Origin of the sequence: Natronoflexus pectinivorans, assembly GCF_004345615.1 — a bacterium.
Classification (GTDB): domain Bacteria; phylum Bacteroidota; class Bacteroidia; order Bacteroidales; family Marinilabiliaceae; genus Natronoflexus; species Natronoflexus pectinivorans.
The window spans coordinates 1-25062 of sequence record NZ_SLWK01000014.1; the positions used below are offsets into that span (position 1 = coordinate 1).

At 39.8% G+C, this 25062-nt stretch carries 19 protein-coding genes, 2 pseudogenes and 2 riboswitches; of the genes and pseudogenes, 15 read left to right on the forward strand and 6 right to left on the reverse strand.

Annotated elements, in window-relative coordinates; all coding sequences use genetic code 11:
- The first annotated feature begins 336 nt into the window (after nt 1-336).
- Nucleotides 337-1017 (forward strand): molybdate ABC transporter permease subunit, encoded by a 681-nt coding sequence (modB, locus tag EV194_RS14330; protein WP_132434779.1) that lies wholly within the window; start codon nt 337-339, stop codon nt 1015-1017.
- A complete protein-coding gene (locus tag EV194_RS14335) occupies nt 1002-1892 on the forward strand; it encodes a sulfate/molybdate ABC transporter ATP-binding protein (RefSeq protein WP_132434781.1) in 891 nt (296 codons plus the stop codon). The genes modB and EV194_RS14335 overlap by 16 nt, the downstream gene beginning before the upstream one ends.
- 364 nt (nt 1893-2256) lie before the next feature.
- Here EV194_RS14335 and EV194_RS17220 read toward each other — a convergent pair.
- Both EV194_RS17220 and EV194_RS17225 read right to left on the reverse strand, forming a co-directional pair.
- Nucleotides 2257-2688 (reverse strand): annotated as a pseudogene (locus tag EV194_RS17220) (peroxiredoxin family protein); the annotation flags it as partial.
- Between the two features lie 360 nt (nt 2689-3048).
- Nucleotides 3049-3384 (reverse strand): annotated as a pseudogene (locus tag EV194_RS17225) (DUF4369 domain-containing protein); the annotation flags it as partial.
- 135 nt (nt 3385-3519) lie between these two features.
- On the opposite strand from EV194_RS17225, the gene EV194_RS14345 reads away from it, so the two are divergent.
- Together EV194_RS14345 and EV194_RS14350 are read left to right on the forward strand one after the other, a co-directional pair.
- Nucleotides 3520-4383, forward strand: a complete 864-nt coding sequence (locus EV194_RS14345) for an AraC family transcriptional regulator (protein ID WP_207916067.1) — start codon at nt 3520-3522, stop codon at nt 4381-4383.
- A gap of 17 nt (nt 4384-4400) precedes the next feature.
- Nucleotides 4401-4667 carry a zinc ribbon domain-containing protein gene (locus EV194_RS14350; protein ID WP_132434785.1) on the forward strand — a complete coding sequence of 89 codons (267 nt, stop codon included), beginning with the start codon at nt 4401-4403 and terminating at the stop codon, nt 4665-4667.
- A 159-nt stretch (nt 4668-4826) separates the two neighbouring features.
- Here EV194_RS14350 and EV194_RS14355 read toward each other — a convergent pair whose 3' ends face one another.
- Nucleotides 4827-9581, reverse strand: a complete 4755-nt coding sequence (locus EV194_RS14355) for an ankyrin repeat domain-containing protein (RefSeq protein WP_132434787.1) — start codon at nt 9579-9581, stop codon at nt 4827-4829.
- Nucleotides 9582-9870: 289 nt separating this feature from the next.
- Here EV194_RS14355 and EV194_RS14360 point away from each other — a divergent pair, with 289 nt between their 5' ends.
- From EV194_RS14360 to EV194_RS14410, 11 genes are all read left to right on the forward strand, one after another.
- Nucleotides 9871-10818, forward strand: a complete 948-nt coding sequence (locus tag EV194_RS14360) for a tRNA dihydrouridine synthase (RefSeq protein ID WP_132434789.1) — start codon at nt 9871-9873, stop codon at nt 10816-10818.
- A 41-nt stretch (nt 10819-10859) separates the two neighbouring features.
- On the forward strand, nt 10860-11141 hold the full coding sequence (gene ppnP / locus EV194_RS14365; protein WP_132434791.1) for a pyrimidine/purine nucleoside phosphorylase: 282 nt from the start codon (nt 10860-10862) through the stop codon (nt 11139-11141).
- Between the two features lie 137 nt (nt 11142-11278).
- Nucleotides 11279-11498: riboswitch (cobalamin riboswitch) on the forward strand.
- Nucleotides 11499-11709: 211 nt separating this feature from the next.
- Nucleotides 11710-12276, forward strand: a complete 567-nt coding sequence (locus EV194_RS14370) for a PAS domain-containing protein (protein ID WP_165921902.1) — start codon at nt 11710-11712, stop codon at nt 12274-12276.
- 126 nt (nt 12277-12402) lie between these two features.
- Nucleotides 12403-12656, forward strand: a riboswitch (cobalamin riboswitch).
- Nucleotides 12657-12854: 198 nt separating this feature from the next.
- A complete protein-coding gene (locus EV194_RS14375) occupies nt 12855-14996 on the forward strand; it encodes a ribonucleoside triphosphate reductase (protein ID WP_132434795.1) in 2142 nt (713 codons plus the stop codon).
- Nucleotides 14993-15628: an anaerobic ribonucleoside-triphosphate reductase activating protein gene (locus EV194_RS14380; RefSeq protein ID WP_132434797.1), complete on the forward strand. Its 636-nt coding sequence runs from the start codon at nt 14993-14995 to the stop codon at nt 15626-15628. The genes EV194_RS14375 and EV194_RS14380 overlap by 4 nt, the downstream gene beginning before the upstream one ends.
- A 195-nt stretch (nt 15629-15823) precedes the next feature.
- Nucleotides 15824-16234, forward strand: a complete 411-nt coding sequence (locus EV194_RS14385; protein WP_132434799.1) for a Fur family transcriptional regulator — start codon at nt 15824-15826, stop codon at nt 16232-16234.
- On the forward strand, nt 16224-17201 hold the full coding sequence (locus EV194_RS14390) for a CobW family GTP-binding protein (protein ID WP_132434801.1): 978 nt from the start codon (nt 16224-16226) through the stop codon (nt 17199-17201). The genes EV194_RS14385 and EV194_RS14390 overlap by 11 nt, the downstream gene beginning before the upstream one ends.
- A gap of 15 nt (nt 17202-17216) precedes the next feature.
- Nucleotides 17217-18419, forward strand: a complete 1203-nt coding sequence (locus EV194_RS14395; RefSeq protein WP_132434803.1) for a GTP-binding protein — start codon at nt 17217-17219, stop codon at nt 18417-18419.
- Nucleotides 18420-18452: 33 nt separating this feature from the next.
- Entirely contained in the window at nt 18453-19091 is a 639-nt protein-coding gene (locus EV194_RS14400) for an ABC transporter ATP-binding protein (RefSeq protein ID WP_132434805.1), read from the forward strand.
- A complete protein-coding gene (locus tag EV194_RS14405) occupies nt 19088-20461 on the forward strand; it encodes an ABC transporter permease (RefSeq protein WP_132434807.1) in 1374 nt (457 codons plus the stop codon). The genes EV194_RS14400 and EV194_RS14405 overlap by 4 nt, the downstream gene beginning before the upstream one ends.
- Nucleotides 20462-20465: 4 nt before the next feature.
- Nucleotides 20466-20951 (forward strand): hypothetical protein, encoded by a 486-nt coding sequence (locus EV194_RS14410; RefSeq protein ID WP_132434809.1) that lies wholly within the window; start codon nt 20466-20468, stop codon nt 20949-20951.
- Nucleotides 20952-20969: 18 nt separating this feature from the next.
- Here EV194_RS14410 and EV194_RS14415 read toward each other — a convergent pair whose 3' ends face one another.
- From EV194_RS14415 to EV194_RS14425, 3 genes are all read right to left on the reverse strand, one after another.
- Nucleotides 20970-21488 carry a biotin/lipoyl-containing protein gene (locus EV194_RS14415; RefSeq protein WP_132434811.1) on the reverse strand — a complete coding sequence of 173 codons (519 nt, stop codon included), beginning with the start codon at nt 21486-21488 and terminating at the stop codon, nt 20970-20972.
- Between the two features lie 11 nt (nt 21489-21499).
- Entirely contained in the window at nt 21500-22984 is a 1485-nt protein-coding gene (locus EV194_RS14420) for an acetyl-CoA carboxylase biotin carboxylase subunit (protein ID WP_132434813.1), read from the reverse strand.
- 159 nt (nt 22985-23143) lie between these two features.
- Nucleotides 23144-24685 (reverse strand): acyl-CoA carboxylase subunit beta, encoded by a 1542-nt coding sequence (locus EV194_RS14425; RefSeq protein WP_132434815.1) that lies wholly within the window; start codon nt 24683-24685, stop codon nt 23144-23146.
- Between the last annotated feature and the right edge of the window lie 377 nt (nt 24686-25062).

The window sequence follows — 25062 nt, forward strand, 5'->3', positions numbered from 1 at the left end:
GACAATTTCATGGACTTTTTGTTTTTTGAAATCTTCACTAAAATAACGTCTTGACTTTAACTTAAATTGTGACCGTCTATTTTTCATAAGTTTCAATTTTTGAATTGTTTTAAAAATCGTTCAAAAACGGTCAACCTATTTCAGGACGGCACAGGAGGCGAAGAGTAACGAAGTCCCGCAACGCGGAACCGGAAGAAACCCCATAACCATAAACCTTAAACTCTTTAACCCTTTTAATCTGTAACCTCAAAAACAAACCATCAACAATCAACCCTGTTACCTTGTCACCTTGTCACCCTGTTACCTTACAACCAAAAACCATTCAACCATAAAACCATGTCCACCCCATTCACTGAAACTCTGATTTTAACTGCCAAACTCGCAATTTACACCACTGTAATATTGTTGGTTATTGGTATGCCCATCAGTTATTTCCTGGCATTCTCGCGTTTCAGATTTAAACCAGTTGTTGAAGCGCTGGTGAGCATGCCCCTGGTGTTGCCCCCATCGGTCATTGGATATTACATTTTGGTAGCATACAGCCCAAACTATTGGTTTGGCAGCTTTTTAAGTGATGTGTTTGATGTTCACCTGGCTTTTTCGTTCGAAGGGATACTGATAGCTTCTGTTGTTTTTAGTGTCCCATTTATGGTACAACCTCTTACGAACGGTTTACGGGGAATACCCGTAAACTTGCGGGAAGCATCATACACTCTTGGAAAATCAAAAGCAGAAACATTCTTCAGAGTACTCATCCCAAACATTAAACCATCACTCATTACTGCCATAGCTTTAACATTTGCCCATTGCATTGGCGAATTTGGCATCATACTGATGGTGGGAGGCAATATTCCCGGCGAAACACGTGTGGCCTCCATTGCCATATACGATGAAGTACAGGGATTGAATTTTGATATGGCCAATCGTTATGCCCTCACCCTGTTTCTCATCTCTTTTGTGATTCTGACTTTAATTTACACCATTAACCGGAGGAGTAAAACATGGAAAATGATGTGATTACCATTGATGTGCAAAAAGAACTGATTTCAGCCTCCGGCCGCATGCAATTAAACATCAGCACCGTTGTGCCAATGGGTGAATTGGTTGTGCTATTTGGAGAATCGGGAGCCGGAAAAACCACTTTGCTGCGAATGATTGCCGGATTAACCAAACCCGACAAAGGGTTTATAAAAGTGGGGAATTCTGTCTGGTTCGATTCAAAAAAAGGCATTAATAAATCGCCCCAGGAACGTAACATTGGATTTGTTTTTCAGGATTATGCGCTTTTTCCGAACATGACCATATTTGGCAATGTGGCTTATGGACAAAATCGCAGAGATGAAGCTTTGGTGAATAAACTTCTTGCAAAATTCGGTTTAACCGAATTTGCAGCCAGAAAGCCCGACAAATTATCGGGAGGCCAAAAACAGCGCGTTGCACTGGCAAGAGCCCTTGCCCGGAAACCTGACTTCCTGCTGCTGGATGAACCATTGTCGGCACTGGATTCAAGCATCCGAACATCGCTCCAAAATGAAATATTAAAAGCCCATTCCATTACCAATGCCACAACCCTTTTGGTGAGTCACGACCTCACAGAGGTTTTTCGTTTGGCTCAAAAGGTTATTAAAATAGAAAACGGCAAAATTACCGGAACCGGAAAACCCGACGACATATTTCTGAACAACAGCATAAGCGGCAAAGTACAAATCACCGGGAACATTGTAAAAATTCAAAAACAGGACACCTTTTATCTGCTCACCGTAGTTACAGGCATGAACCAAATAGTAAAGGTAACCGCTTTTGAAAACGAAATCCATGATTTGGCCGAAGGCGACAAAATCATGGTTTTCTCAAAGGCATTTAATCCGCTTATTATGAAAGTTCAGAATTAGTTAAAAAAAACTACACATAGAAGGGGGATAAGGTGACAACCGAAAGACTCAAAAACAGTGAGTTTTATATCAGCCCCACCCCGTCCATAAGGGCAAAACCGCCTTAAAATTAGAAACTCACTCACATTATACGAATCCAACAGTATGTCCTTCCCGATGGGGCTGGGAGGTGAACACATAAAAAAGCAACTCCCCATTAGCCCATTGCGCTCATTGGGTTTACTTTGAGTCCATTGTGGTTAAAACTTATATGACTTATGTGGTTTAAATTGTACACCTAAAGCGTGCCGCGGTTCAATATGGTTGTTCTTTTTCTATTTTCTATCAACATTTGTCACCTACGGCGACACAAAAAACGCCCCGATTACAAATCGGCGTGAACCAAGTCTGATTCACTATTAAAAATCTCTTCCAAACGAGTACTTAACTCCTCCCCCCTTAAGTCTTCAGCAATAATCACCCCTTCTTTATCCAGAAGATACATCTTAGGAACATATTGGACTTTATAGGTCATTGGGATGTCTCCATCAAAACCTTGCAAATCAGAAAGAGTCCTCCAAGTCATATTGTAGTTTTCAACTGTTCTTTTCCAGCTATCACGATTTCTGTCAAGAAAAACATTAACTATCTCAAATTCCTTTTCCTGAAACTTTTCATAATTCTTAACAAGAGTTGGAATTTCCATTACACAACCGCCACACCCCGAACCCCAGAATCCCAACAACACATATTTACCTCTAAAATCACTAAGGCTATAACTATTTCCATCTAAATCGGGCAAAGTAAAATCAATGGCCGGGTCACCAATTTCCAAATCATGGCTAAGTGTTAAAAACCTCTCGATATTTCTGCCAAACTCTGAATCTTTTACATCAGAACTAAATGAATCGTACAATTCTTCTATCACCTCGTTAGGGTATCCAGCCATATAACTATTTAGCATATATGCTGAATACAGATATGAGGGATTTGAACGAATAAACTCTAAAGATATCTCATTAGTTCTATTATGCAAATCTCGAATCGTTTCAGAGATGGCTGTTCGTTGCTCAACATCATCATAAGGAAGTGAGTCAAATACGTTCCATAAACTATCTATCTTAGCCATATATGGATTTGTATATGAATCTAGTTGAGCCTTCTGATTCTGAATTTCAGACCCCGTGACAAGTGCCTCTCTAAAACGTTCATTTTCAATTACAATTTCAACAGAATTGCCCTCTTTCCAAAAATCAATATATAGAAAATCATTTTGATTTTGAAAGCCATTATGTAACAAAAAAACCTCAGGAGAGGAATTCTCCACTATAAACTGCAGCTTGCCATTTACAATATATCCCGAATCAATGTTTTGCTGAAGGTTTCGGCTGTATAGGTACAAAACGACACCATCGTCTAACCCCTTAGCCAAAATATTAATTTCGTCGTTATTAGAAGGAGAACTGCATGACAACAAAACTCCCAAAGCAAAAGCAATTACTAAATTTCTCATAATAATGAATTAAAGGTTAATGTTAATAAAAACATTAAAAAACGAAAAATATTTTACTTAACCAAAAAACAGCAATTACGGATAAGTAACAAATTAATTTATTCCCATAAATTTGTTTTAAGATAACAATACAGAATGGGAAAAATGAGACCTGAAACCACCAACCATTACCAGCAAAGACTTAACAAAACGGTTGATTACATCAACCGGCATCTCAATCAGACCATTGACCTGGAAACCCTGTCAGCCGTTGCAGGAATCTCCTCTTACCACTTTCACCGTATTTTTAAAGCTTACATTGGAGAAACACCCGGAGGATTCATCTCTCGGCTTCGATTGGAAAAAGCAGCTCAATATCTACAGGTGAGTAAAAAAAACTTAACAGAAATCGCAGAATTAACCGGATATCAAAATCAACATGCCTTATCAAAAGCCTTCAAAAAGCACTTTGGTGTTAATCCTTCGTCCTTTCGTAACATGCATAACTTTTTCACTTCGCATGTTAATTCGGGTAAACATCCTGATGTTGAGCTGCATTCTGAAATCAGGCATGAAAACCATAAACAGTTGCTTTACATCAGAATAATTGACCAGTATGGAGCAAAATCATACAATGCAGCATGGGAAAAATTATTGAAATATGCTTCACAAAACGGTTGCCTGGACGGGACAAACGATTTCATCGGACTCAGTTTTGACGACCCAAACATCACCTCTCACGAAAGATGCAGATTTTATGCTTGTGTATCACTCAAAAAAAAGTTCAAACCGGAAGGAGAGTTTGGAATATACCATCTCAAAGAAGGAAAGTACTGTGTATTTACGCTAAAAGGTAGTTATTCAGGTCTGGCTGATTTATACAATGCCATATACCGGCAATGGTTGCCGTCTGCAAACTTTGAATTACGGGACTCCATGTCGTTCGAAAAATACCTTAATTCGCCTGGTGGTGTTCCTGAAGAAGAGATATTAACAGAAATCTACATTCCAATTCAATAATCAAAACTAAACCAACCATGAAGAAAACTTACAAATTCTGCCAAAGCTGCGGAATGCCAATGAAACAAGACCCCAAAGGAGGCGGGGTAAATGCCGATGGAACCATTAACCACAAATATTGCAGCTATTGCTACGAGGATGGCGACTATACTTTTAACGGAACTGCTGCCGAAATGCAGGAGTTTTGTCAAAATAAAATGCGAGAAATGGGGATGAACAGGTTTTCAGCGTGGCTCTTCACCAGGGGGATTCCAAGATTGGAGAGATGGAACGCTGTTTCTTAGAAGCGTAATTCCTCGCAGAGAACACAAAAAGCACAAATATCTGTTTACATTAAGATGTCAGGGCTAAGCCCTGACACACTCAATAATGAAATAGATATCAAGGGCCATGGCCTTGATATCAAAATCTTCCATCTCATCAAAAATAACATCTTCCTAAAATTATAGATTATGAATTGTCTGATTTTCAAACTCAATAACAATATCAAACAGCCTTTGCCATGTGCCATAATCATTCACATGCCTTAATAACGAGTTGGCGGCATTTGTACCTTCAAACCAACTGACACCAGCAGCCAACAATTGTCTAAACATAACTTCATGGTCAAATTCAATTGTTTTTTTCAAAACAGAGTTCATGTTTATTGAATGCTCAAATTCAGGGTTTAGAAATACCTCTATAAAATTTTCGGGATTGTTACCAAGCACTACCGCTCTCACTATGTTTTGGGGGCGATTTGTAGAAGCAAGCAAATCAAAACGACTCCACCCGGCCATTTGAAGCAAGTCATAAACTTCATTGGTGGCGAAGGAAAACAGTGCGAATGCCAAGCTCTGATTTTGCAAAAAATCAGAGGCTGGTTTTACTCCTGAATTGAGCAAGTCAATGGTTACCGACAAGTTCTTTTTGAGAATAGCCGTATTAAGCAACCTCCAATTGTAGTAGTAATCATCGAACCCATCCAAATTACGAAAAGCATTTAACACGTCCATAGCTTCACAGGAAACAGCATATTGAATGGCTCTTTCAAAACCAGATGCAAAGTAGGGTCCACGGTAATTTAACTGTTCTTCGCGCCACTCTGCCTTGGAGAGTTGATTCAACAAAATCAGTGACAGTTCCACATCATCAAAAAAGATGGCTTTATTCAGAAGGTTGTAGTTGTTGCTTCCATAATCAACGGCAATAGTCCCGGATTCTATCAAATAATGCAAAATCTCTGTACGCTGATTGTTCATGGCCATATCGAACACAGAATAATATCCATGAATATTATCATCCAGATAGAGGTTCTCAAAATCTTCCCCGGCATCAATGAGTGCAGAAACCAACTCCTTGTTTTGGTGCAAAACAGCCCACGTTACCGGGACTTTCCAAACTTCCCATGATGGTTCAACAAAATCAAGCCGATGTCTGTAATAGCGACTCTTGAAAGAAGCACCCTCGCTTAAAAGCCATTGTGCAATTTCTCCTCTATTGTTGAAAGCTGCCCAATTCAAAAGGCTGCATTCATGCCATTGGGTATCAGAGTCAAACTCACTACTGTCAATCAACTCTTTTACCCGATTAATGTCACCATTATAGATGCTGAAGAAGAGCTCCTTTATTTCTTTACAGGCCGTAACATCATAATTCATGAGCAATAAGAATATTTCCGGGGTTCGATATTGAAGAGCCCTTGAATAGTTCCACATCAACTCCAATTCATTACCCTGTTGAGAATGTTTTGAAATAGCATATTTAAGAGCCTTTCGCATTTCAGAGGGAAGGGGCTTATACTCCTTAACAAAATCGAATCTTTCCTTTTCGGCTATTGAATTATTGCCGGAAAATTGTTCTATTATTTTTACAATATTGTACTCGTAAATATTGTGACGATAGTAGGGAACCCGCTGCTCATAATCTCTTTCTTTAGTTGCTTTATGATTAATAAGCAGTTCCACCAACCCCTCCCTATCAACAAGTGCAGCAATATAAACCAAAGTCCCAGGGTTTGGTAACTCATGAGCTCTATTAAACAATTCCTCTATGAATTCAAGGGGTTTTTCCCGAAAAACCCTCTTCATATAGTTACTGTTTTCATGTACATCAAAACTAAACCTGCTAAGCACCGAATGGTCTTTTTCCAAAAGCTGCACAAGAGCTTTCGGAGTGTCACTTTTCATTGCCTGCTCAAGTTCTTCGGTATAATGTCTTATTTCCTGGTTCTCAAAAAACAAACTACTTTCCAATCCTCTTTGGGAGATATAAGTATTTAAACTTGTGTTTGAATTGAAAACCTGAAAAGCATCCATAGCCTCCGAGGGTATTATAAAATCCAAATCGGCACCAAAATGGATTAAAATTCGCGCTGTTTCATAATTTCTTTCAATTATGGCTGCCGCCAATGGCGACAACCCTATGGGTTGCGTTGTGCAATTAACATCTGCACCATGCAACAGAAGATATGCACAAACCACATCATACCCATAACGTGCAGCGTAATTGATGTATGACTCTGAAAATTCTTGTCTTCTGTATGATGAGATAATTATACCGTTTGGATCTACCCCATTCTGTAATTGCTCTTTAATTTCATGAATATTGCCGGATTTAATGGAATTTGCAAGTAATTCAGCTTGAAAATCTAACGGGGATAAAGGTTTGGCAGCTTTGCTTTGAAAAAGCGAAGCAATTTGATCTGCGTCTTGAATAAAAGGTTTCCTCAAAAGAAATAGCTCGTATGCTGTCTGTCCTCTATTATCAGGAATATTTGGATCAAATCCTTTCTCCAGAAGGTAAGTGATTGCCTCTGAATCTCTTTGTTCTACAGCATTATGAAGAAGAGTTTCTCCATCACGATTTCTAAACCCGAAAAATTCCGGGTTTTGATCAAACAAATAGTCCATCAACCATGACCAACTCAAAGGAATTATCCACTCCCCAAAAATAGAGATGGCGAAGGTGACGTCGGTTCTAACAAGTTGCAGATGATTATCAAAAATATAACGGGCAAAATCCTCATTTTTACTCTTTACTGCCAGTTCAAAAAGAGGAGCGTTATACTTATTTTTGAGATGATAAAACGATTTTAGACGATGATCAGTATGCCCCATCCTTAACAACCTTTCATATTCCAGTAACTCAATATGATATTTAAAAATATCATATTGGCTGTGAAGATACCGCAACGACAATGGAGAAAAATCGAAATCCTCGTTCTCTTCAAAATAGCGAATGACCTCACTATTTTCCATTTTCCCAAGAAAACTGCCGGCAAGAACGATTTCCAAGGCCTCTTGACTGCCTGCCTCAAAAAGAAAATAAAGCACATCTTTTAAATCGGGATTTGACTCTTCTTTCATCACATCTTCCGCAATGATTAGTTCAACTAAAAACAAATTATCAAACTTTATTGCTAAAAAAAGTAAATTCACAAGCATTTCCTCATCAACCTCATCCGCAAGTAAACCATACATCTCCGCCACCAAATCATCGGATCCAAAGGCAAAAATCCATCCTGGCAAGGACTCTGCTGCATAAAAAGCCTTTAAAGACCTGTTACTAATACTAAAAGGAGTATATCGATACATCAATCCATCAAAAACAGGAGGATAGAGCATGAGATTTGCACCTAAATCATCTCTGTTGTTTATTAAAAAACTTATGAAATCATCGTTTTCTGCTTTAAGAAGGATGGAAACCGGGAAAGGGGCTTCGCTCACATCATTCAAATCAAAACCTTTTGCCAAAAGCAGATTTAGCAATTCCAAATCTGCATTCCAAAAGGCTACTACCATAAGATCAGAGATTCTATCTGAAAGATTCAATTCGTCCCAATAACCATCTAATGAGATGTTATTGGGATTCATTGCCAAGGCAAATGACTGATTCTCGCTAATTGAAAAACCATCAGACTTATTAATGCTTGCAATGGCCAAATCAATCATGGCATCATTTCCAAAAGCAAGAATTAGGTCAAAAAATGAAACTCCAATCACCCCGGAATTGAAGAGATCATAACCTTGATTAATAAAACGACGCAATCTTCTGGTTTCACTGTTAATAATTGCCAGTGCTATATCAAAGAACAGTTCTTTTTCATTTACTCCACTTCGTGGTATCGTCTTTTTGATAAGTGGAATATAAAATCTTAAGAAATCGACAGGCTCAATATTAAAAGAATAGAGGGCATACAGACTAAATTCAAAATCAACACCTTCAACTGTATCAATTAAACCATGCTCAACCAAGCTCTGCAAAATAGCAGGATTGAAAATATATAAATCGTCGCTTTTTTGTGATACCATTTCATTCCCAATAAAGCTACCCACCAAATAGTCTATAACATTCATTCCTCCGTGGTTGGAAACCACATAAAAAAAACCCTCTGTAAACAACTCCGGTTGACTCTGAAGCAAAAGCTCAACAAATTCCACCCGGTCGAGATAAACAGCCAGACTCACTAAACTCTTTAATTCACCGGAAAAATATATGTTGCTGCTAAAAGCATATTGATTACTGATTGATAAATCTCTGTCATTTTTAACTATTTCCAAAAAATCCAAAACCCGGCTCAATGGTTCAACCATTGCATGCTTATTACCATTAATAATTTGAGTAATCAAATTATTAATATCCTTTTCATACTGCCTCACTAATGGGATTGGAAATGATGTAATCTCTCCATCTGAATAGTGTCGGAGCCATTGCAATAGCTCCGGGTCATTTATCCAATCTTTATCTTCCGAAGAGAAGAGAATGTAAAATTTAGGAAGAATTTCATTCCTTTGGTTTTTAATGGTTCTTAAATCAGGCTCGTGCCCGATATTCATTAACTTATAGATTATTAATGTACTGTAATCAAAATAATCCAAAGCAGGGTGATTTATGAGTTTTTCAATGGTTCCATCTTCGCTGACATAGGTTAAAGGTGGCTCATAGCCATTTTGCAACAAAAAATAGAAAACAGCGTAATTTCCCCTATTCAATGCTTCAAGAATTGCTTCGTGGGACAAACCGGCTTGATAAAGCTCGAAAATAATTGAGTAATAATAATCACTCCCGGCTACATATCCGGGACTAACAAGCTCTCTATAAAGTGCATTCCTCTCTTCCAATGTCATCTCAGAAAGATGTTCTTCGGATTGATTCTCAATAGAGTAAGAAGCTAAAGAAATTAGCACGAAAAACAGTAGGATAGATTGTTTAATCATTCTGTGTTCGGTTAAAGTTTTTTACAATTAAATAATCGTCATTAATAACAGCATCCAACAGCTTATTATTTCAATAATCATCATACAGATTGATATTACTTCCGGCTTTTTTCAAATGTATTTCAATGCTACCAACTGACATGATTGATTTTAAGAGCTCTTCCCCGAAAAATCTAAACAAAAAAAGAAAAAGATAAGGAAGAAAGAAAAAAAAGTCCTTAACATTGCAGAATAGTTAGGGGATTTAAGAATTCTTCGCTAAGATATTAAAAGGTGGCCGATTAACAAAATGAAAATTAAAATACACTCAACACCATTACAAGGGTTCACCGATTTTCGCTTCCGAAACAATTTCCATAGGTTTTTTGGAGGGATTGATGCTTATTATGCACCGTACATCAGATTTCAGGAAGGTTTACAAGTTAAATCATCCTATCATCGTGATTTATTGCCGGAGTACAACATTGTTCCCGAACTGATTCCGCAAATCATGACCAATAGCGCAGAAGAATTTCTTTTTACTGCCAAATATGTGCAGGAAATGGGTTACAAGGAGCTAAACTGGAATCTTGGTTGCCCCTACCCCATGGTTGCCAAACGTGCTTTGGGGTCAGGATTGATAAAAGAGAAAGATAGAGTTGATGAAATCCTTAAAAGGATTTCATCTGAATCCGACATCAATATTTCAATAAAACTTCGTTTGGGATATGAAAACAACAGAGAGATTCTGGATTTACTGCCTGTGCTGAACAAATACCAAACCAAAAACCTCATCATCCATCCCCGCATTGGAAAGCAACTCTACAAAGGGAGTGTCGATTTAGACACTTTTCGGCGATGCACCGAAAACACCAATCACAACATCTGTTTTAACGGAGATATTGATTCGCCCGAAACCTTTTCAAAGCTCCAGGGAGAGTTCCCAAACATCAGAGAATGGGCAATAGGACGAGGAATCATTGCCAACCCGTTTTTACCGGCCATGATTCGAAACAGCGAATCCCACAAGCCCGAAAACTGGAGCGAGGTCTTTGGCAGGTTTCATGATGAACTATTTCGGGAATATGAAGAATCCCTCTCAGGTTCATCGCATATCTTAGTAAAAATGAAAACCTATTGGGAATATTTCTCGCTCATGTTTTCAAATCCGCATAAGGTTTACAAAATCATAAAAAAAGCAGGCAACATAGAGAAATATAAAATCGGAGTCAGTGAAATAATTCAACAATATTCTTAGGCACAAAAACATAAAAGTATAATCAACAAAAATTCAACATCATGTATAAAGTAAACGAGTATTTCGATGGCAAAGTAGCCTCCATTTCACACAACAGCGCCGATGGCAAAGCCACCGTTGGCGTTATGGCAGCAGGGGAATATGAATTTGGAACCTCTTCGGTGGAAATCATGACTATTATTGCGGGAGAGATGAAAATTAAACTGTCTGGAGAGACCGAATGGACTACTTACAAAAAGTTTGACTCATTCAGAGTTGAAAAAGATACATCCTTTCAAGTCAGCGTGACTCACGACACTCCTTACCTTTGTTTGTATCTTTAAGAAAGGTTACCACAAATTACCTGATTGGCAAGAAAGTATGAAATACAAAAATCTCAAGATGTGCTACTTTAGCACTCCTGATTTGATATAATTAATTCTTACTTTTCGGTCTTTTATCTTTACTGACAGAAAAATTGTATATTTGTTCCATCATTGGTTTCCGATTTTGGCAATTTGCTGAATAGGAATTAAAAGGGAATGCCGTGAAAATCGGCAACAGTTCCCGCTGCTGTAAGTCTCTGGTTGCCTGAGCAACCATGTGGCTTCTGAAATTAAACCACTGTTCCAGCAAATTGGAACGGGAAGGATTCAGAAGCCGGGATAAGTCAGAAGACCTGCCTTTGATACATAGATTTTGCAGCCTGCGGTGAACGGGTTAGCTGGTCAAATGATGTTTATCAGGCACTTTCTCTCCTTATTACCATCGTTAGCTGCAAAATCGGTTATTATTTTTAACTCAAAAAACAGCAACGATGGAGAAAACAAAAATCAATCTGCGTTTTGGTGTATTAGCATTAATAAATCAACACCAATTACAGGTATTGATGCTGTTCTTAAAAACACACTTATGAGCAATAATTTACTTGATATGATGTGTCTGGACATTTACCTTTCAGGCTTTGGTCAAAAAGAACATAAAAAAATCAACGAACCAATTGTAAATCCACGCAACATCCCGCCATTGATGTGTTGGGAGTTTTTTTATCCCTCTCACCTTCTCAGAATAAAAAAGTTAAAGATGGAAAAGGATATTGGAGCATTGAGGGTACTTGCCAAAGAATTCAGATGGGAGTTGGATTTACATGACATACTAAGCAGAAATCCTTACGATGCTTTGGTTATCACCCAAAGCGACAAGAAAATTCTTTGGGTAAATGACGGGTTTTCAGAAATGACGGGATATGCCAAATCAGAAGCAATTAAACAAACGCCGACCTTTTTACAAGGTGAATTGACATCCGAAAAAGCAAAAATAAAAATCAAGAACCAAGTGAGCCAACAAATCCCATTCAAAGAGGAGCTTATTAACTACAGGAAAGATAAAACCACTTATAAATGTGAAATAAATGTTTTTCCCCTTAAAGGGAAAAACTGTGTCCATTTTTTAGCTTTAGAGCGAGAGATATCTTACTAATTATCACATTACGAAAAAATAAATAATTAAAATCAAACAACCATTCCGACCTCCATCACTTATTAACACCACGTGTTAATAAGTAAAGTTGGCTTTTCTTTCTCCCAAAGTTAATATTTCGTTATTTTGAATAAGAAAATTACCGGTTCTGATAACTTTAAGCTATCATCAGATTAAAAGGGAATCCTGTGAAAATCAGGAGCTATCCCCGTAGCTGTAAAGTCCGGAGTACTGTTTTGGAGTTCTTATTACCACTGGTAAATCAGTATTCAGTTATCAGTGTTCAGTTACCACTGTTCACAGTTTACTGCTTACTGAAACCGGGAAGGTTTCCAAAAACAGGGACAAGCCAGAAGACCTGCCGGTGATATGTATTTGTAGCTTTCGGGTGAAAGGCGAAGGATAAAGCATCTGTCTGACTTTATTTTTCTACATTTATTCATTAGCTACCATTTTTCCAATTTATTAACCCGTTTCGGGAAGTCTGGAATAATGGGCAGGCACGTTGTATATGTGTAACTAACAAGCTGTGCTTCTGCTGCGCACCATTCAAACTACCGAAACTAAAAACAAAAGTTATGGAATTAAATGGTGCTTTGCAGGAGATAAAACTCCGCAAACGAGACGGACGCATCACCGGTTTTGATGCAGAAAAAATTACCTACGCAATCTTCCGTACTTTACGAGCCTGCGGAAAACCCAACCGACAACTGGCTGAAGACCTCATGCTGGATGTTTTAAAAGCTCTGGCTGTTTTTGAAAACCCCGCACAGGCCATTACAGTGGAACAGGTGCAGGATGAAGTGGAGATGGTACTTTTCAACAACAAACTGTTTGATGTTGCAAAAGCATACATTCTCTATCGAAAACAACATGAAAGTCTGCGCAATTCAAAAGAATTGCTCTCCAACACCAACCTGGTTGACGATTATCTCAACCTAAACGACTGGCGCATCAGGGAAAGCGCTAATTCATCGTATTCGCTTCAAGGGCTAAACCAACACCTGGCTACGGCGCTCAGCTCTCAATACTGGATGGAGCGCATTTATCCAGAAGCAGTTAAAGAAGCCTTTCTGTCAGGAAAAATCCATATACATGATTTGGGATTTTTGAGTGTATATTGCGTAGGATGGGATTTGGAAGACCTCCTTCTGTCGGGGTTTACCGGGGTAACCGGCAAGGTTGAAAGCAAACCTGCAAAGCACTTTCGTACTGCGCTTGGGCAAATCGTCAACTTTTTTTACACCATGCAGGGTGAAGCAGCCGGAGCACAAGCCTTTTCAAACTTTGACACTTACCTGGCTCCTTTTATCCGTTATGATAACCTTTCCTTCCAACAGGTGAAACAAGCACTTCAGGAGTTTATGTTTAACATCAATGTTCCAACCCGGGTAGGTTTTCAAACCCCATTTACCAATATCACCATGGATTTGAAAATCCCTGATTTTCTAAAAAACCAGCCGGTCATCATCGGGGGTAAACCTCAGAATGAGGTTTACGGAGGTTTTCAAAAAGAACTGGATGTTTTTAACCGGGCTTTTGCCTCAGTTATGGCTGAAGGCGATGCCAATGGCCGTGTATTTTCATTTCCAATTCCAACCTATAACATCACGCCCGATTTTGAGTGGGACAACCCCGCTTATGAAAAAATATGGGAAATTACAGCGAAATATGGAATTCCGTATTTCTCCAACTTTGTAAACTCGGATATGAGTCCCGATGATGTACGCAGCATGTGTTGCCGTTTGCGGCTCGACAAAAGAGAACTGCAAAAAAAAGGGGGAGGCCTGTTTGGTGCAAACCCGCTAACCGGAAGCGTGGGTGTGGTTACCATCAACCTTCCCCGCATAGGTTACGAAAGTAAAAGTGAGGAAGAGTTCTTCCAGCGACTGGATAAACTCATGGAACTGGCCAAAGAGAGTCTTGAAATAAAACGTAAGGTCATTGAGAATTTAACCGACAATGGACTCTACCCCTATTCAAAATTCTATCTGCGCCATGTAAAATCCAGAACCGGAAAGTTTTGGACAAACCATTTCTCAACCATTGGCATTGTTGGGATGAATGAATGTTGCCTGAATTTCCTTGGAAATGACCTAACATCTCAATCAGGTTCCGAATTTGCTTTGCGTGTAATGGACATCATGCGGTTAAAACTGGAACTGTTTCAGGAAGAGACCGGTAACATCTACAACCTGGAGGCCACGCCGGCGGAGGGAACCTCTTACCGTTTGGCAAAAATGGACAAACAGCTTTACCCGGAAATTATGGTTGCCAATAATAAAGAGTTGAGCAATGGTGCCAAACCATACTACACCAACTCAACACAGCTGCCCGTTGGTTATACCAACGATATGTTCGAAGCACTCTCCATTCAAGATAAGTTCCAGGTAAAATACACGGGAGGAACGGTGTTCCATACATTCATAGGTGAAAGTCTGTTATCCAATGAGTCGGTAAAAACCATCATAAAAAAAGTGACCCATAATTTCAGGTTGCCTTACATGACCATCTCTCCCACTTTCAGTATTTGCCCATCGCACGGGTACATTTTTGGCGAACACCATCAATGCCCCAAATGTGCTGAAGCGGGAGAATCGTCCACATGTGAAGTCTATTCACGTATTGTTGGATACATCAGACCGGTAAACCAATGGAATGATGGGAAACAGGAAGAATTTAAAGAGCGTAAGCTTTTTCATGCAACAAATGAAGCATGAGAATTGGAGGATTTCTTCCCCAAAGCCTGATTGATTACCCCGGAAAAATTGCAGCCGTGATATTTACTCAGGGCTGCAATTTTCGCTGCGGGTATTGCCACAATCCTGAATTGGTTCTGCCTAAGTGCTTTAACCCAATGCTGGATGAGGATGAAATATTGCACACCATCAGTAAAAGAGCCGGCTGGCTTGATGCCATTGTGGTTACAGGCGGCGAACCAACCATTCACGTTGATTTACCCGATTTTTTAAATCGATTAAAAAACACCGGTTTACTGATTAAACTTGATACCAACGGCAGTAACCCCAAAATGCTTAAAACAATTCTCGATAACCAATTGGTTGATTATGTAGCCATGGACATCAAGAATCTTTTTACACCGTCTGCTTACGGCAAAGTAATTGGTGTAGAAAACTGCGATAAACTCCTGGAGTCAGTCAAACACTCTTTTGAGATGATTAAATCATCTCAAATTGAAACGGAATTCCGCACAACCTACATCCCGGGCATTCATAATCATTTTGTAATAAAGGAGTTAAAAAATGCAACAGAAGGATTCAGGTATACAGTGCAGCAATTCAGGGAGGGGGAAAACGTAAGTTGTTTACATAATCTCTCTGGTCAAAACTGACAAATAGATAAGATTATGATGTCTAAAACTCTCGATAAACCAGAATTTACGATATCCCTTTAACATCACCCTCTCCGAACAATGAGATGATTGACTTAAATCGTTAAGCTCAAAAATAAAATGCAACAATGTTGCATACATGAAAGCAACAATGTATATTTGCAACACTATTGCATTTAAAACATTATTGCACTCATGAAACCTGCTGACATTTTATCGACCCATAATTTAAAACGTACCAGCTGCCGCGAAGGGATAATCAATGCCATCGCATTGAGCGAATCTGCTTTATCGGAACAGGAGATACGCAACCATCTTGAAGGCACTTATGACCGTACAACCTATTTTCGCTCGTTTAAAACCCTTGAGGATTCCGGCATCATTCACAAAATAGTAATTGATAACCAAACCATTAAATACGCACTTGGTTCCATTATCAAGGAAAAGAGAAAACATGCCCATTTTTATTGCAGCAAATGCAAAAAAGTTAAGTGCATGAGCTCTGTATTAACACCAGAAGTCAGATTGCCTGAGGGATACCACATTTCTGAAACAGAACTCATAATAAAAGGAACCTGCAACAATTGTAACTGCCATGATGAATGAGAACAAGAAACCAATTCCGGTGACCATTGTCACCGGATTTTTGGGAGCGGGGAAAACAACATTCCTAAATAAGCTGCTTAAAAAAAATCAGAAAAAAAAGTTCCTAATTATTGAAAATGAAGCCGGAAACATCAACATTGACGGCGGCTTAATTGATAAAAAAGAGAATGTTCTGATTGAATTGACCAACGGATGCATCTGCTGTTCACTCAACTCTGAATTGGGATCTCTGCTAAACAGTCTTATATTATCTAACACATGGTACGACAACATCATAATTGAGGCCACAGGTATGGCCGACCCATCTGAAATTATACAACTTTTTATGGGCAACCGCGCTCAACAATATTTCAGATTGGATGCTGTTATCGGATTGGTTGATGCAGGCTTGTTCTCATCTCAATTTGAAAAATTCACCGAAATACGTCGTCAAATAGCACAAAGCGACATCATTCTTATCAATAAAACCGATTGCGTTGAAGAACAAGTGCTGACTGACCTCACCAATCAAATCCATGCCATCAATCCATTTGCAGAACTCCATAAAACGCAATACGCCGAAACGGGCGAAATAAAAATGATTGACAGCTTTTCATATAAGCCCGGAAAAATTGAGAAAAAAATCTCTGACTTTTCATCATTCAAACCTGCCGTATCAGCAAATAATAGTCACGGCATCAATACATTTGGGTTCTCTATTGAGGGCAAGCTGAACGTGGAAAAGTTTTCTTTCTGGCTCGAAGATTTTATATATACCAATGCAGAAAATCTGCTCAGGATAAAAGGTGTGCTTAATGTTCCCGACATGAAACATAAAATAATTCTACAATCGGTATCAGGGCATTTTCAGGTTCTAAACGGATCGGAGTGGAATAAAACAGAACCTCGCATAAATCAATTGGTTTTTATAGGAACTGATTTAAACAGGGAAGAGATAGAAAAATCGTTATTTGAATTTATTAACTAAATAGTAATTTTTGCCATGGATATTAACAAGTTACCGGTTACAGTGTTGAGTGGGTTTTTGGGTGCAGGGAAAACCACTTTGTTAAATCACATTTTACACAATAGAAATGGACTGAAGGCTGCCGTGATAGTAAACGACATGAGCGAAATAAACGTGGACGCTGCGTTTATTGAAAACCAGGGAGGGTTATCCAGAACCGAAGAAAAACTGGTTGAGATGAGCAACGGCTGCATTTGCTGTACACTGAGAGAAGACCTGGTGAAAGAGGTTGAAGCTCTGGCGCGTCAAAACCGGTTTGACTATTTGCTGATCGAAAGCAGCGGTATTTCAGAACCCATCCCCGTAGCACAAACATTCACCTACGCTTTTGAAGACCTTGATATTGACCTTTCACGATGGGCTAAACTAGACACCATGGTTACGGTAGTTGATGCGGCCAATTTCGAAAGAGATTTTGGAAGTATTGCCACCATTGGAGACTTACAAACCAATGACGACGAGCCTTATGACGACCGCTCCATCGTAAATTTGCTAACGGATCAAATAGAGTTTGCCAATGTGGTAATTATCAACAAGGCTGACTTGGTTTCATCTGCAAAAATTGAAGAACTAAAAGCCATTATCAAAAAATTCAACCCTGAGGCTCGTATTCTGACATCAATAGAAGGACAAATAGATATTAACAAAATTGTTAATACTGGTCTCTTCGATTTTACCAAAGCATCGCTGGCAGCAGGATGGATAAAAGAACTGGAAGGTGAGCACACCCCTGAGACGGAAGAGTATGGAATATCCTCTTTTGTATTTCGGGACAGAAGGCCTTTTCACCCCGCTCGTTTCTGGAAATATGTAAATCAAGATTGGGATGCTTCCATTCTTCGAAGTAAAGGACTCTTTTGGATTGCATCCCGACCGTCTGACGCACTGAACTGGAGTCAGGCCGGAGGCTCGTTAAGAGCCGATAAAGCAGGAGTTTGGTGGGCTTCTCTTGATTTAAAAGAACGAAATCAAAATCCTGTGTTTCAACAAAACGAAGAACTTATATTGCAAAAATGGGACAACGTTTTTGGCGACCGGCTGAACGAATTGGTATTCATTGGCCAAAACATGAATGAACAAGAGATACGAAAAGAGCTGGAAAATTGCTTATGTACAGAAAAAGAAATTCAGGGCATGCAATCGAAAGCTCATGAATTTTTAGACGAGTGGCCTGTTTAGTATTTATTTCCTATTTTTGATTAGACGCAAATCATGATATATACCAACGAACTAAAATTCAAGTATCCGAAAGAGAATACGCTGTCATTTAAAGACATTTCACTGTTGGCCGGACAGCAGACCCTGATAAAAGGAGTTTCCGGCTCAGGAAAAACAACCCTCCTGCACTTGTTATCGGGTGTATTGACACCCGAATCAGGTTCAATCATCATCAATGATATCCATCTGGAGCAGCTTTCTAATCAGCAAAAGGATAGGTTCAGAGCCAAAAACATTGGAATCATATTCCAAAGAAATTTGTTTATAAAATCGCTCAGCATGTTGGAGAACATGCTTCTGGCTCAACGCATTGCCGGCAATAATACTGACAAGGAAATACTTGAAGAGATTCTTCGTGAGCTTGATATCAGCAACCTTTCAGGAAAAATACCACATCACTTGAGTCAGGGAGAACAACAACGCTTCTCAATTGCTCGTGCACTGGTTAACCGACCTAAAGTCATTCTTGCAGATGAGCCAACCTCAAGCCTTGATGATGTCAATTGCGTTAAATTCACAGAACTTCTGAAAGAAGTCTGTGAAAAATTCCGCGTCACTCTTGTAATTGCCACACACGACTCAAGGTTAGAGCAAGCATTTAACCACATCGTTGAATTAAACCATAAAAAATGAATCTCATTAAACTTGCATTGGCGCAACTCACATCAAAACCGCTTCAATCGTCATTAAGCATTGCTCTTTTTGCATTAGGAATGTCGGTTGTTTCTGTTCTGATTCACTTTGAAAGGCAAGTTCAACAGCAATTTCAAAACAATTTGGCCGGAATAGATTTAGTTGTGGGAGCAAAAGGAAGCCCTATGCAACTGATTCTATCATCGGTGCTGCATGCCGACAATCCAACGGGAAACATCCCGTTGCACGAAGCTGAAAAAATAACCAATAACCCTATGGTAAAATCAACCATACCAATAGCGTTGGGCGATAATTTTATGGGTTACAGAATCGTTGGCACAACTTTGGACTATGCCCTACTTTACAGCGCAGAGTTGCAATCCGGACAATGGTATAAACACTCAATGGAAGTTGTGTTAGGCTCCGTTGTTGCAGAGAAAGCAGGACTAAAAACCGGAGATGAATTTACCGGCGTTCATGGCTTTATTGAACACGGGCATAGTCACGATGACCATCCATATACCGTAAAAGGAATTCTCAAACCAACAGGAACCGTCATCGACCGATTAATACTGACCCCTGTTGAAAGCGTATGGGAAGTTCACGACGAAACCCACGACGATTGTGAAAATCATCATTGCGAACATCATCATGACCACCATGATTGTGAACATCATGATTGTGACCACCATCATGACCACCGGCATAACGAACAAAAGAGTGAAATTGAAATCATTCTGGGAAAAGTTGACAGGCAAGAAGAACTATCGGCTCATGAGCTCAATCTTTATAACCGCCACAGGGGAGAACTCAGTATCTCAACCAACACCGGACAAGAAATAACGTCATTACTTGTTTTTTACAACACACCCATGGCTGCCGTAATGCTGCCACGAATGATTAATGATAATACGTCAATGCAGGCAGCTTCTCCGGCTATAGAACTAAATCGGCTAATGGGGCTTTTGGGGTATGGCATGAATTTGATTAGAGGTCTGGCATGGATTATTACGCTGTTTTCAGGTATCAATATTTTAATTCTGCTATGGAGTAGTTTAAGTCGCGAGATTCATGAACTGGCTCTGTTAAGAACTCTTGGGGCAACTAAATCAAAAGCATTTATGCTTTTGATAACCGAGGGTATCGTACTTGCAACTTGCGGATGGACTTTCAATATTATCATTACCAGAATAACAGGCATAATTGTTGCTGCTAATTCTGACTGGATTTCCATAAATTCATTCCCTCCAATTTTAAAGGAAGAGATTTTAATGTTGGTTTATGCTCTTATAATAGGAATATTCGCAGCACTCATTCCTGCTATAAAAGCATACAGAACAGATATTCATTACATGTTGCAAAAGCTATAGATAAATGAAGATTGTCGTTATCACCGTATTATTACTTGCGTTGAATTCGACTGCCACACTTATCCATGGGCAGGATATGGCTTATAAGAAAGAAAATCTTTGGGATTTTTTAATGTATGACGTAAGGGTGAGATACGGTTATGCTGTAAACTATAACGCCTATTTCCCTCGTCCGCGATTTGGCAGAGAATTGAGAACAATGGACGGTGAGTCCGTGACCCTGCAAGGATTTTTCCTGCCTGTTGATGTCACCGGATCAGCTTTCGTTTTATCATACTATCCCATGAACATGTGCTTTTTTTGCGGGGATGCAGGCATTGAAACCATCGTAGAAATCATTCCAAAACAGGATCACGTTAGGCGATTCCAACGGCTCCGTACAGATAATTACATAAAAATCAAGGGAACATTAAAGTTGAACCAGAACAACTATAATCACCTGATTTATATAATTACTGACGCAGAGCTGGTGGAAATTCTCAAACACTGAATTAATTGCTACCCTACCCTACTTTATCTCAACCAGCACTGCTCCCTTTGCCACATTCTCATCTTTTGCAATGTTTATCTTCACTACCTGTCCCGAAACTGTTGATAAAATACTGTTCTGCATTTTCATGGCTTCGAGAATCAACAGAGGTTCTCCCTGCTGAACTTGCTGACCGGGCTCTACAAGGATGTCAAGAACTTTACCGGGCATAGGAGAGGTAATGGGCTCGCTGCCACCACCCGGGTTTAGCGTAGCCAAAAGCTTGTTCCGATTAAGTGAAAATGGCGTTTCAACAGCAAAAGTGTAGCTTACACCGTTTACCAGAACTTCGTAATGATTCTGCCGGCGTGATACGATCTCAACCGGATATCGCACCCCATTGCACGAGAGGATTGTAAAACCATCAGGTTCTTCAATGAGTTCTACAACCAATTTCTCCTTTTTATAATTATACTCGTAACGATTTTTGACTGTAAAGCTGTATCGTTCTTTATTTTTACCTGTTGCAATCAGTCTTTTGGAATTTGTTGTCTTCATTTCCCGTAAAACTATAAGTTTCTAATTCGTTTTTTTAGCACCCATGGATCAATCTGAACTTCGTCAGAAGTTATGGGAGTGGTATTGTGCGTTTGGGCATAAACCGACAACAACGCAGCCAGAAATTCTTCCTGAGGCTCACGGTGCACGGGCGAGTCCATGGCCGTCTCAACAAAAGAGGTATCAAAATATCCCGAACGAAACAACGGATTACTTAAAACAGCTTTGCAAAAAGGAATGGTAGTTTTTACCCCTTTCACATGAAACTGCCGCAAAGCTTTCATGGTCTTTTCAATAACTTCTGCACGCGAGTTGCCATGAACAATGAGTTTGGCCACCATAGAATCAAAAAACGGGGTAATTTCTGAGCCAGGACGCACCCCAGTATCAATGCGAATATTATTTCCCTGCGGCAAACGAATGCCACGGATGATGCCCATAGACGGAACAAATCCTGACTGCACATCCTCAGCATTGATTCGGCATTCGATGGACCACCCTTTAAATTCAACTTCTGACTGTTTCACCGGCAGTTTAGCTCCGGATGCTATCAATATCTGAAACTCAACCAAATCAAGCCCTGTAATCATCTCTGTTACCGGGTGCTCCACCTGCAAACGAGTATTCATCTCCATGAAATAATACTCCCCATTTTTATCAAGCAAAAACTCCACAGTACCAAGACTTTTGTATTTTATCGATTTAGCCAAAGCCACCGCTGCTGAAGTCATTTTTTTTCGCAAGCGACCATCAAGCGCAGGTGATGGCGCTTCTTCAAGCAGCTTTTGATGCTTACGCTGCACCGAACATTCGCGCTCGCCCAAATGAATCACGCTGCCATGATTATCAGCAACAATCTGAACTTCTATATGTTTGGGATTCTCAATGTATTTCTCAATATAAACCGATGAATTTCCAAATGCATTGAGCGCCTCAGAAGTGGCCTGGGAGAACATCAACTGCATATCCTCCGGAGTTGAAACAATTCTCATGCCTCGTCCTCCTCCCCCGGCAGTTGCCTTTATGATAACAGGATAACCAATTTTTTCGGCCAGAACTTTGGCATCATCAACCTTTTCAATAGGTGATTTACTGCCACCAGGCACATTCACGCCACTGTTCATAGCATATGCACGAGCCTTAATTTTGTCACCCATGGCATCAATCACCTCAGCCGGAGGCCCGATGAAAATGACTCCCGACTTTTTACAAGCAGACGCAAAATCTGCGTTTTCAGATAAGAAACCATATCCGGGATGAATGGCTTCAACCCCATTGTCAACGGCCAATTTAACAAGCGCATTAATATCTAAGAATTCAGAAACAGACAATTCTGTATCTGGAAAATCCAGCACAACATCGGCAGCTGTTAAATATAGAGCATCAGGCTCTTTCTTCGTCCTGACGGCATAAACAATAACTCCCATCCGGCGCGCCGTTCGTGCTATGCGAATGGCTATTTCTCCGCGGTTGGCTATTAAAAGTGATTTTATCATATTTTTCAATTAACAGTGAGCAGTTATCAGTGAGCAATTATCAGTGAGCAATTATCAGTGAGCAGTTATCAGTGAGCAGTTATCAGTGAGCAATTATCAGTGAGCAGTTATCAGTGAACAATTACTGGTAACTGACAACTGAACACTGGTAACTGACAACTACAAAGGTGTATTTCCATGTTTACGTCCGGGCAGGCTCACCGACTTCTTCTCCAATATTTTAAGAGCCCTGTAAATTTTTGTGCGCGTTAAAGCCGGATCAATGACTTCATCAATAAAACCTTTCTCGTCGGCTATGTATGGATTGGCAATTTCATCACGATACTTCTTCACCAACTCCTTTTTTAGAGTTACCGGATCCTCCGATTCAGCCAGTTCCTTGCGATTGACTATCGCAATAGCTCCCTCGGGACCCATCACGGCAATTTCTGCCGAAGGCCAGGCAAAATTAAAGTCGCCGCCAATGCCCTTACTATTCATAACAATATAGGCCCCTCCATATGATTTGCGAAGAATAACCGTAATTTTGGGAACCGTAGCCCGAGTGTAAGCATACAGCAGTTTGGCTCCATGACGAATGATGCCATCATGTTCCTGATCGGTACCGGGTAGAAACCCCGGAACATCTTCAAGTGTTATGATGGGGATATTATAGCTGTCGCAAAAATTAATAAACCTGGCGCCTTTAACCGAGGCATCGATATCCAGAGCTCCGGCCAGCACATTGGGTTGGTTGGCCACAAGGGCAACAACAAACCCACCCAGTCGCGCAAAACCAACCACCATGTTTGGTGCGTAGTTTTCAGCCACTTCAAAAAAAGTGTCCTTATCAAAAACAAGATTTACCACATCCCGCACATCATATGGTTTATCCGGGTCGTCGGGTACAATGCTCCTAAGCAACTCTTCGGAACGATCCACGGGATCGTCGGTATTCACAAATGGCGGATTTTCAATATTATTGGATGGAAGGTAAGAGAGTAACATTTTGATACCCGCGATGGTATTCTCATCATCGTTATATACAAAATGTGCCACGCCCGATTTAGATGAATGAACACGTGCACCGCCCAGTTCGTCGGGTGTTACCTGCTCATTAAGAACCTGCTTCACCACATCGGGACCGGTTACAAACATGTAACCGGTTGAGGATGTCATAAAAATAAAATCGGTGAGAGCAGGTGAATAAACGGCTCCACCGGCCGCAGGACCCATTATGGCAGATAATTGCGGCACCACACCCGATGAGAGCACATTTCGTCTAAAAATATGTGCATAACCTGCAAGACTGGCCACCCCTTCCTGAATGCGGGCTCCTCCCGAATCTATCAGCCCGATAACAGGAGTTCCGGTCTTTAAGGCAATATCCTGAATTTTTACAATTTTCGCAGCATGAGCCGAACCAAGCGATCCCCCCAACACATTAAAATCCTGTGCAAATGCACAAACCTGACGACCGTTAATTGTCCCAAACCCGGCAATCACTCCATCACCCATTGATTTTGAAGATTTGCCGAACGACACATTGGCAGGAGGGACAAAAGCATCCATCTCTTCAAAGGAACCTTTATCGAAAAGCAACAGAATTCGCTCCCGCGCCGTTAGCTTTCCTTTTTTGTGTTGCTTATCAAAGTACGTTTTATCATACTGGTTATTAAGCAATTCATTTCTTTCCTGAAATTTATCGAAGGATCTTCCCATATGAAATAAAATAGTTAAAGTAGAATAAGTGAAAAGTGTGTGATTATTGTCTTAAATAAATAGTTTATGGGGAAATGTTGCTCAATCCACTAATTGAGCATAAACAAGAGCAATAATATTGGTGCATTTATAAACTGGCGGACTATCAATAGCCTCGGATATCAAGCCACAGTTTTTCAAATAAGTTAACCCGTTATATTGAGTCAGCATAGAAATGGACATAACCAGATTGACAATTTTAATAGAACATTAAAGAGCATTTTTTGTAAACCAATGAACTGAGAAATTGTTCGCATGAAACAATTCCTTAATCCTTTAAACAGTGAGGAGTGCTGTAGAAGAGATAATCCGAAATTAATTCTGTTTGGATACTTCGG

Coding starts and splice junctions, on each gene's coding strand:
- modB (WP_132434779.1), top strand. CDS start 337: ATGTCCACCCCATTCACTGAAACTCTGATTTTAACTGCCAAACTCGCA.
- EV194_RS14335 (WP_132434781.1), top strand. CDS start 1,002: ATGGAAAATGATGTGATTACCATTGATGTGCAAAAAGAACTGATTTCA.
- EV194_RS14345 (WP_207916067.1), top strand. CDS start 3,520: ATGGGAAAAATGAGACCTGAAACCACCAACCATTACCAGCAAAGACTT.
- EV194_RS14350 (WP_132434785.1), top strand. CDS start 4,401: ATGAAGAAAACTTACAAATTCTGCCAAAGCTGCGGAATGCCAATGAAA.
- EV194_RS14355 (WP_132434787.1), bottom strand. CDS start 9,581: ATGATTAAACAATCTATCCTACTGTTTTTCGTGCTAATTTCTTTAGCT.
- EV194_RS14360 (WP_132434789.1), top strand. CDS start 9,871: ATGAAAATTAAAATACACTCAACACCATTACAAGGGTTCACCGATTTT.
- ppnP (WP_132434791.1), top strand. CDS start 10,860: ATGTATAAAGTAAACGAGTATTTCGATGGCAAAGTAGCCTCCATTTCA.
- EV194_RS14370 (WP_165921902.1), top strand. CDS start 11,710: ATGAGCAATAATTTACTTGATATGATGTGTCTGGACATTTACCTTTCA.
- EV194_RS14375 (WP_132434795.1), top strand. CDS start 12,855: ATGGAATTAAATGGTGCTTTGCAGGAGATAAAACTCCGCAAACGAGAC.
- EV194_RS14380 (WP_132434797.1), top strand. CDS start 14,993: ATGAGAATTGGAGGATTTCTTCCCCAAAGCCTGATTGATTACCCCGGA.
- EV194_RS14385 (WP_132434799.1), top strand. CDS start 15,824: ATGAAACCTGCTGACATTTTATCGACCCATAATTTAAAACGTACCAGC.
- EV194_RS14390 (WP_132434801.1), top strand. CDS start 16,224: ATGATGAATGAGAACAAGAAACCAATTCCGGTGACCATTGTCACCGGA.
- EV194_RS14395 (WP_132434803.1), top strand. CDS start 17,217: ATGGATATTAACAAGTTACCGGTTACAGTGTTGAGTGGGTTTTTGGGT.
- EV194_RS14400 (WP_132434805.1), top strand. CDS start 18,453: ATGATATATACCAACGAACTAAAATTCAAGTATCCGAAAGAGAATACG.
- EV194_RS14405 (WP_132434807.1), top strand. CDS start 19,088: ATGAATCTCATTAAACTTGCATTGGCGCAACTCACATCAAAACCGCTT.
- EV194_RS14410 (WP_132434809.1), top strand. CDS start 20,466: ATGAAGATTGTCGTTATCACCGTATTATTACTTGCGTTGAATTCGACT.
- EV194_RS14415 (WP_132434811.1), bottom strand. CDS start 21,488: ATGAAGACAACAAATTCCAAAAGACTGATTGCAACAGGTAAAAATAAA.
- EV194_RS14420 (WP_132434813.1), bottom strand. CDS start 22,984: ATGATAAAATCACTTTTAATAGCCAACCGCGGAGAAATAGCCATTCGC.
- EV194_RS14425 (WP_132434815.1), bottom strand. CDS start 24,685: ATGGGAAGATCCTTCGATAAATTTCAGGAAAGAAATGAATTGCTTAAT.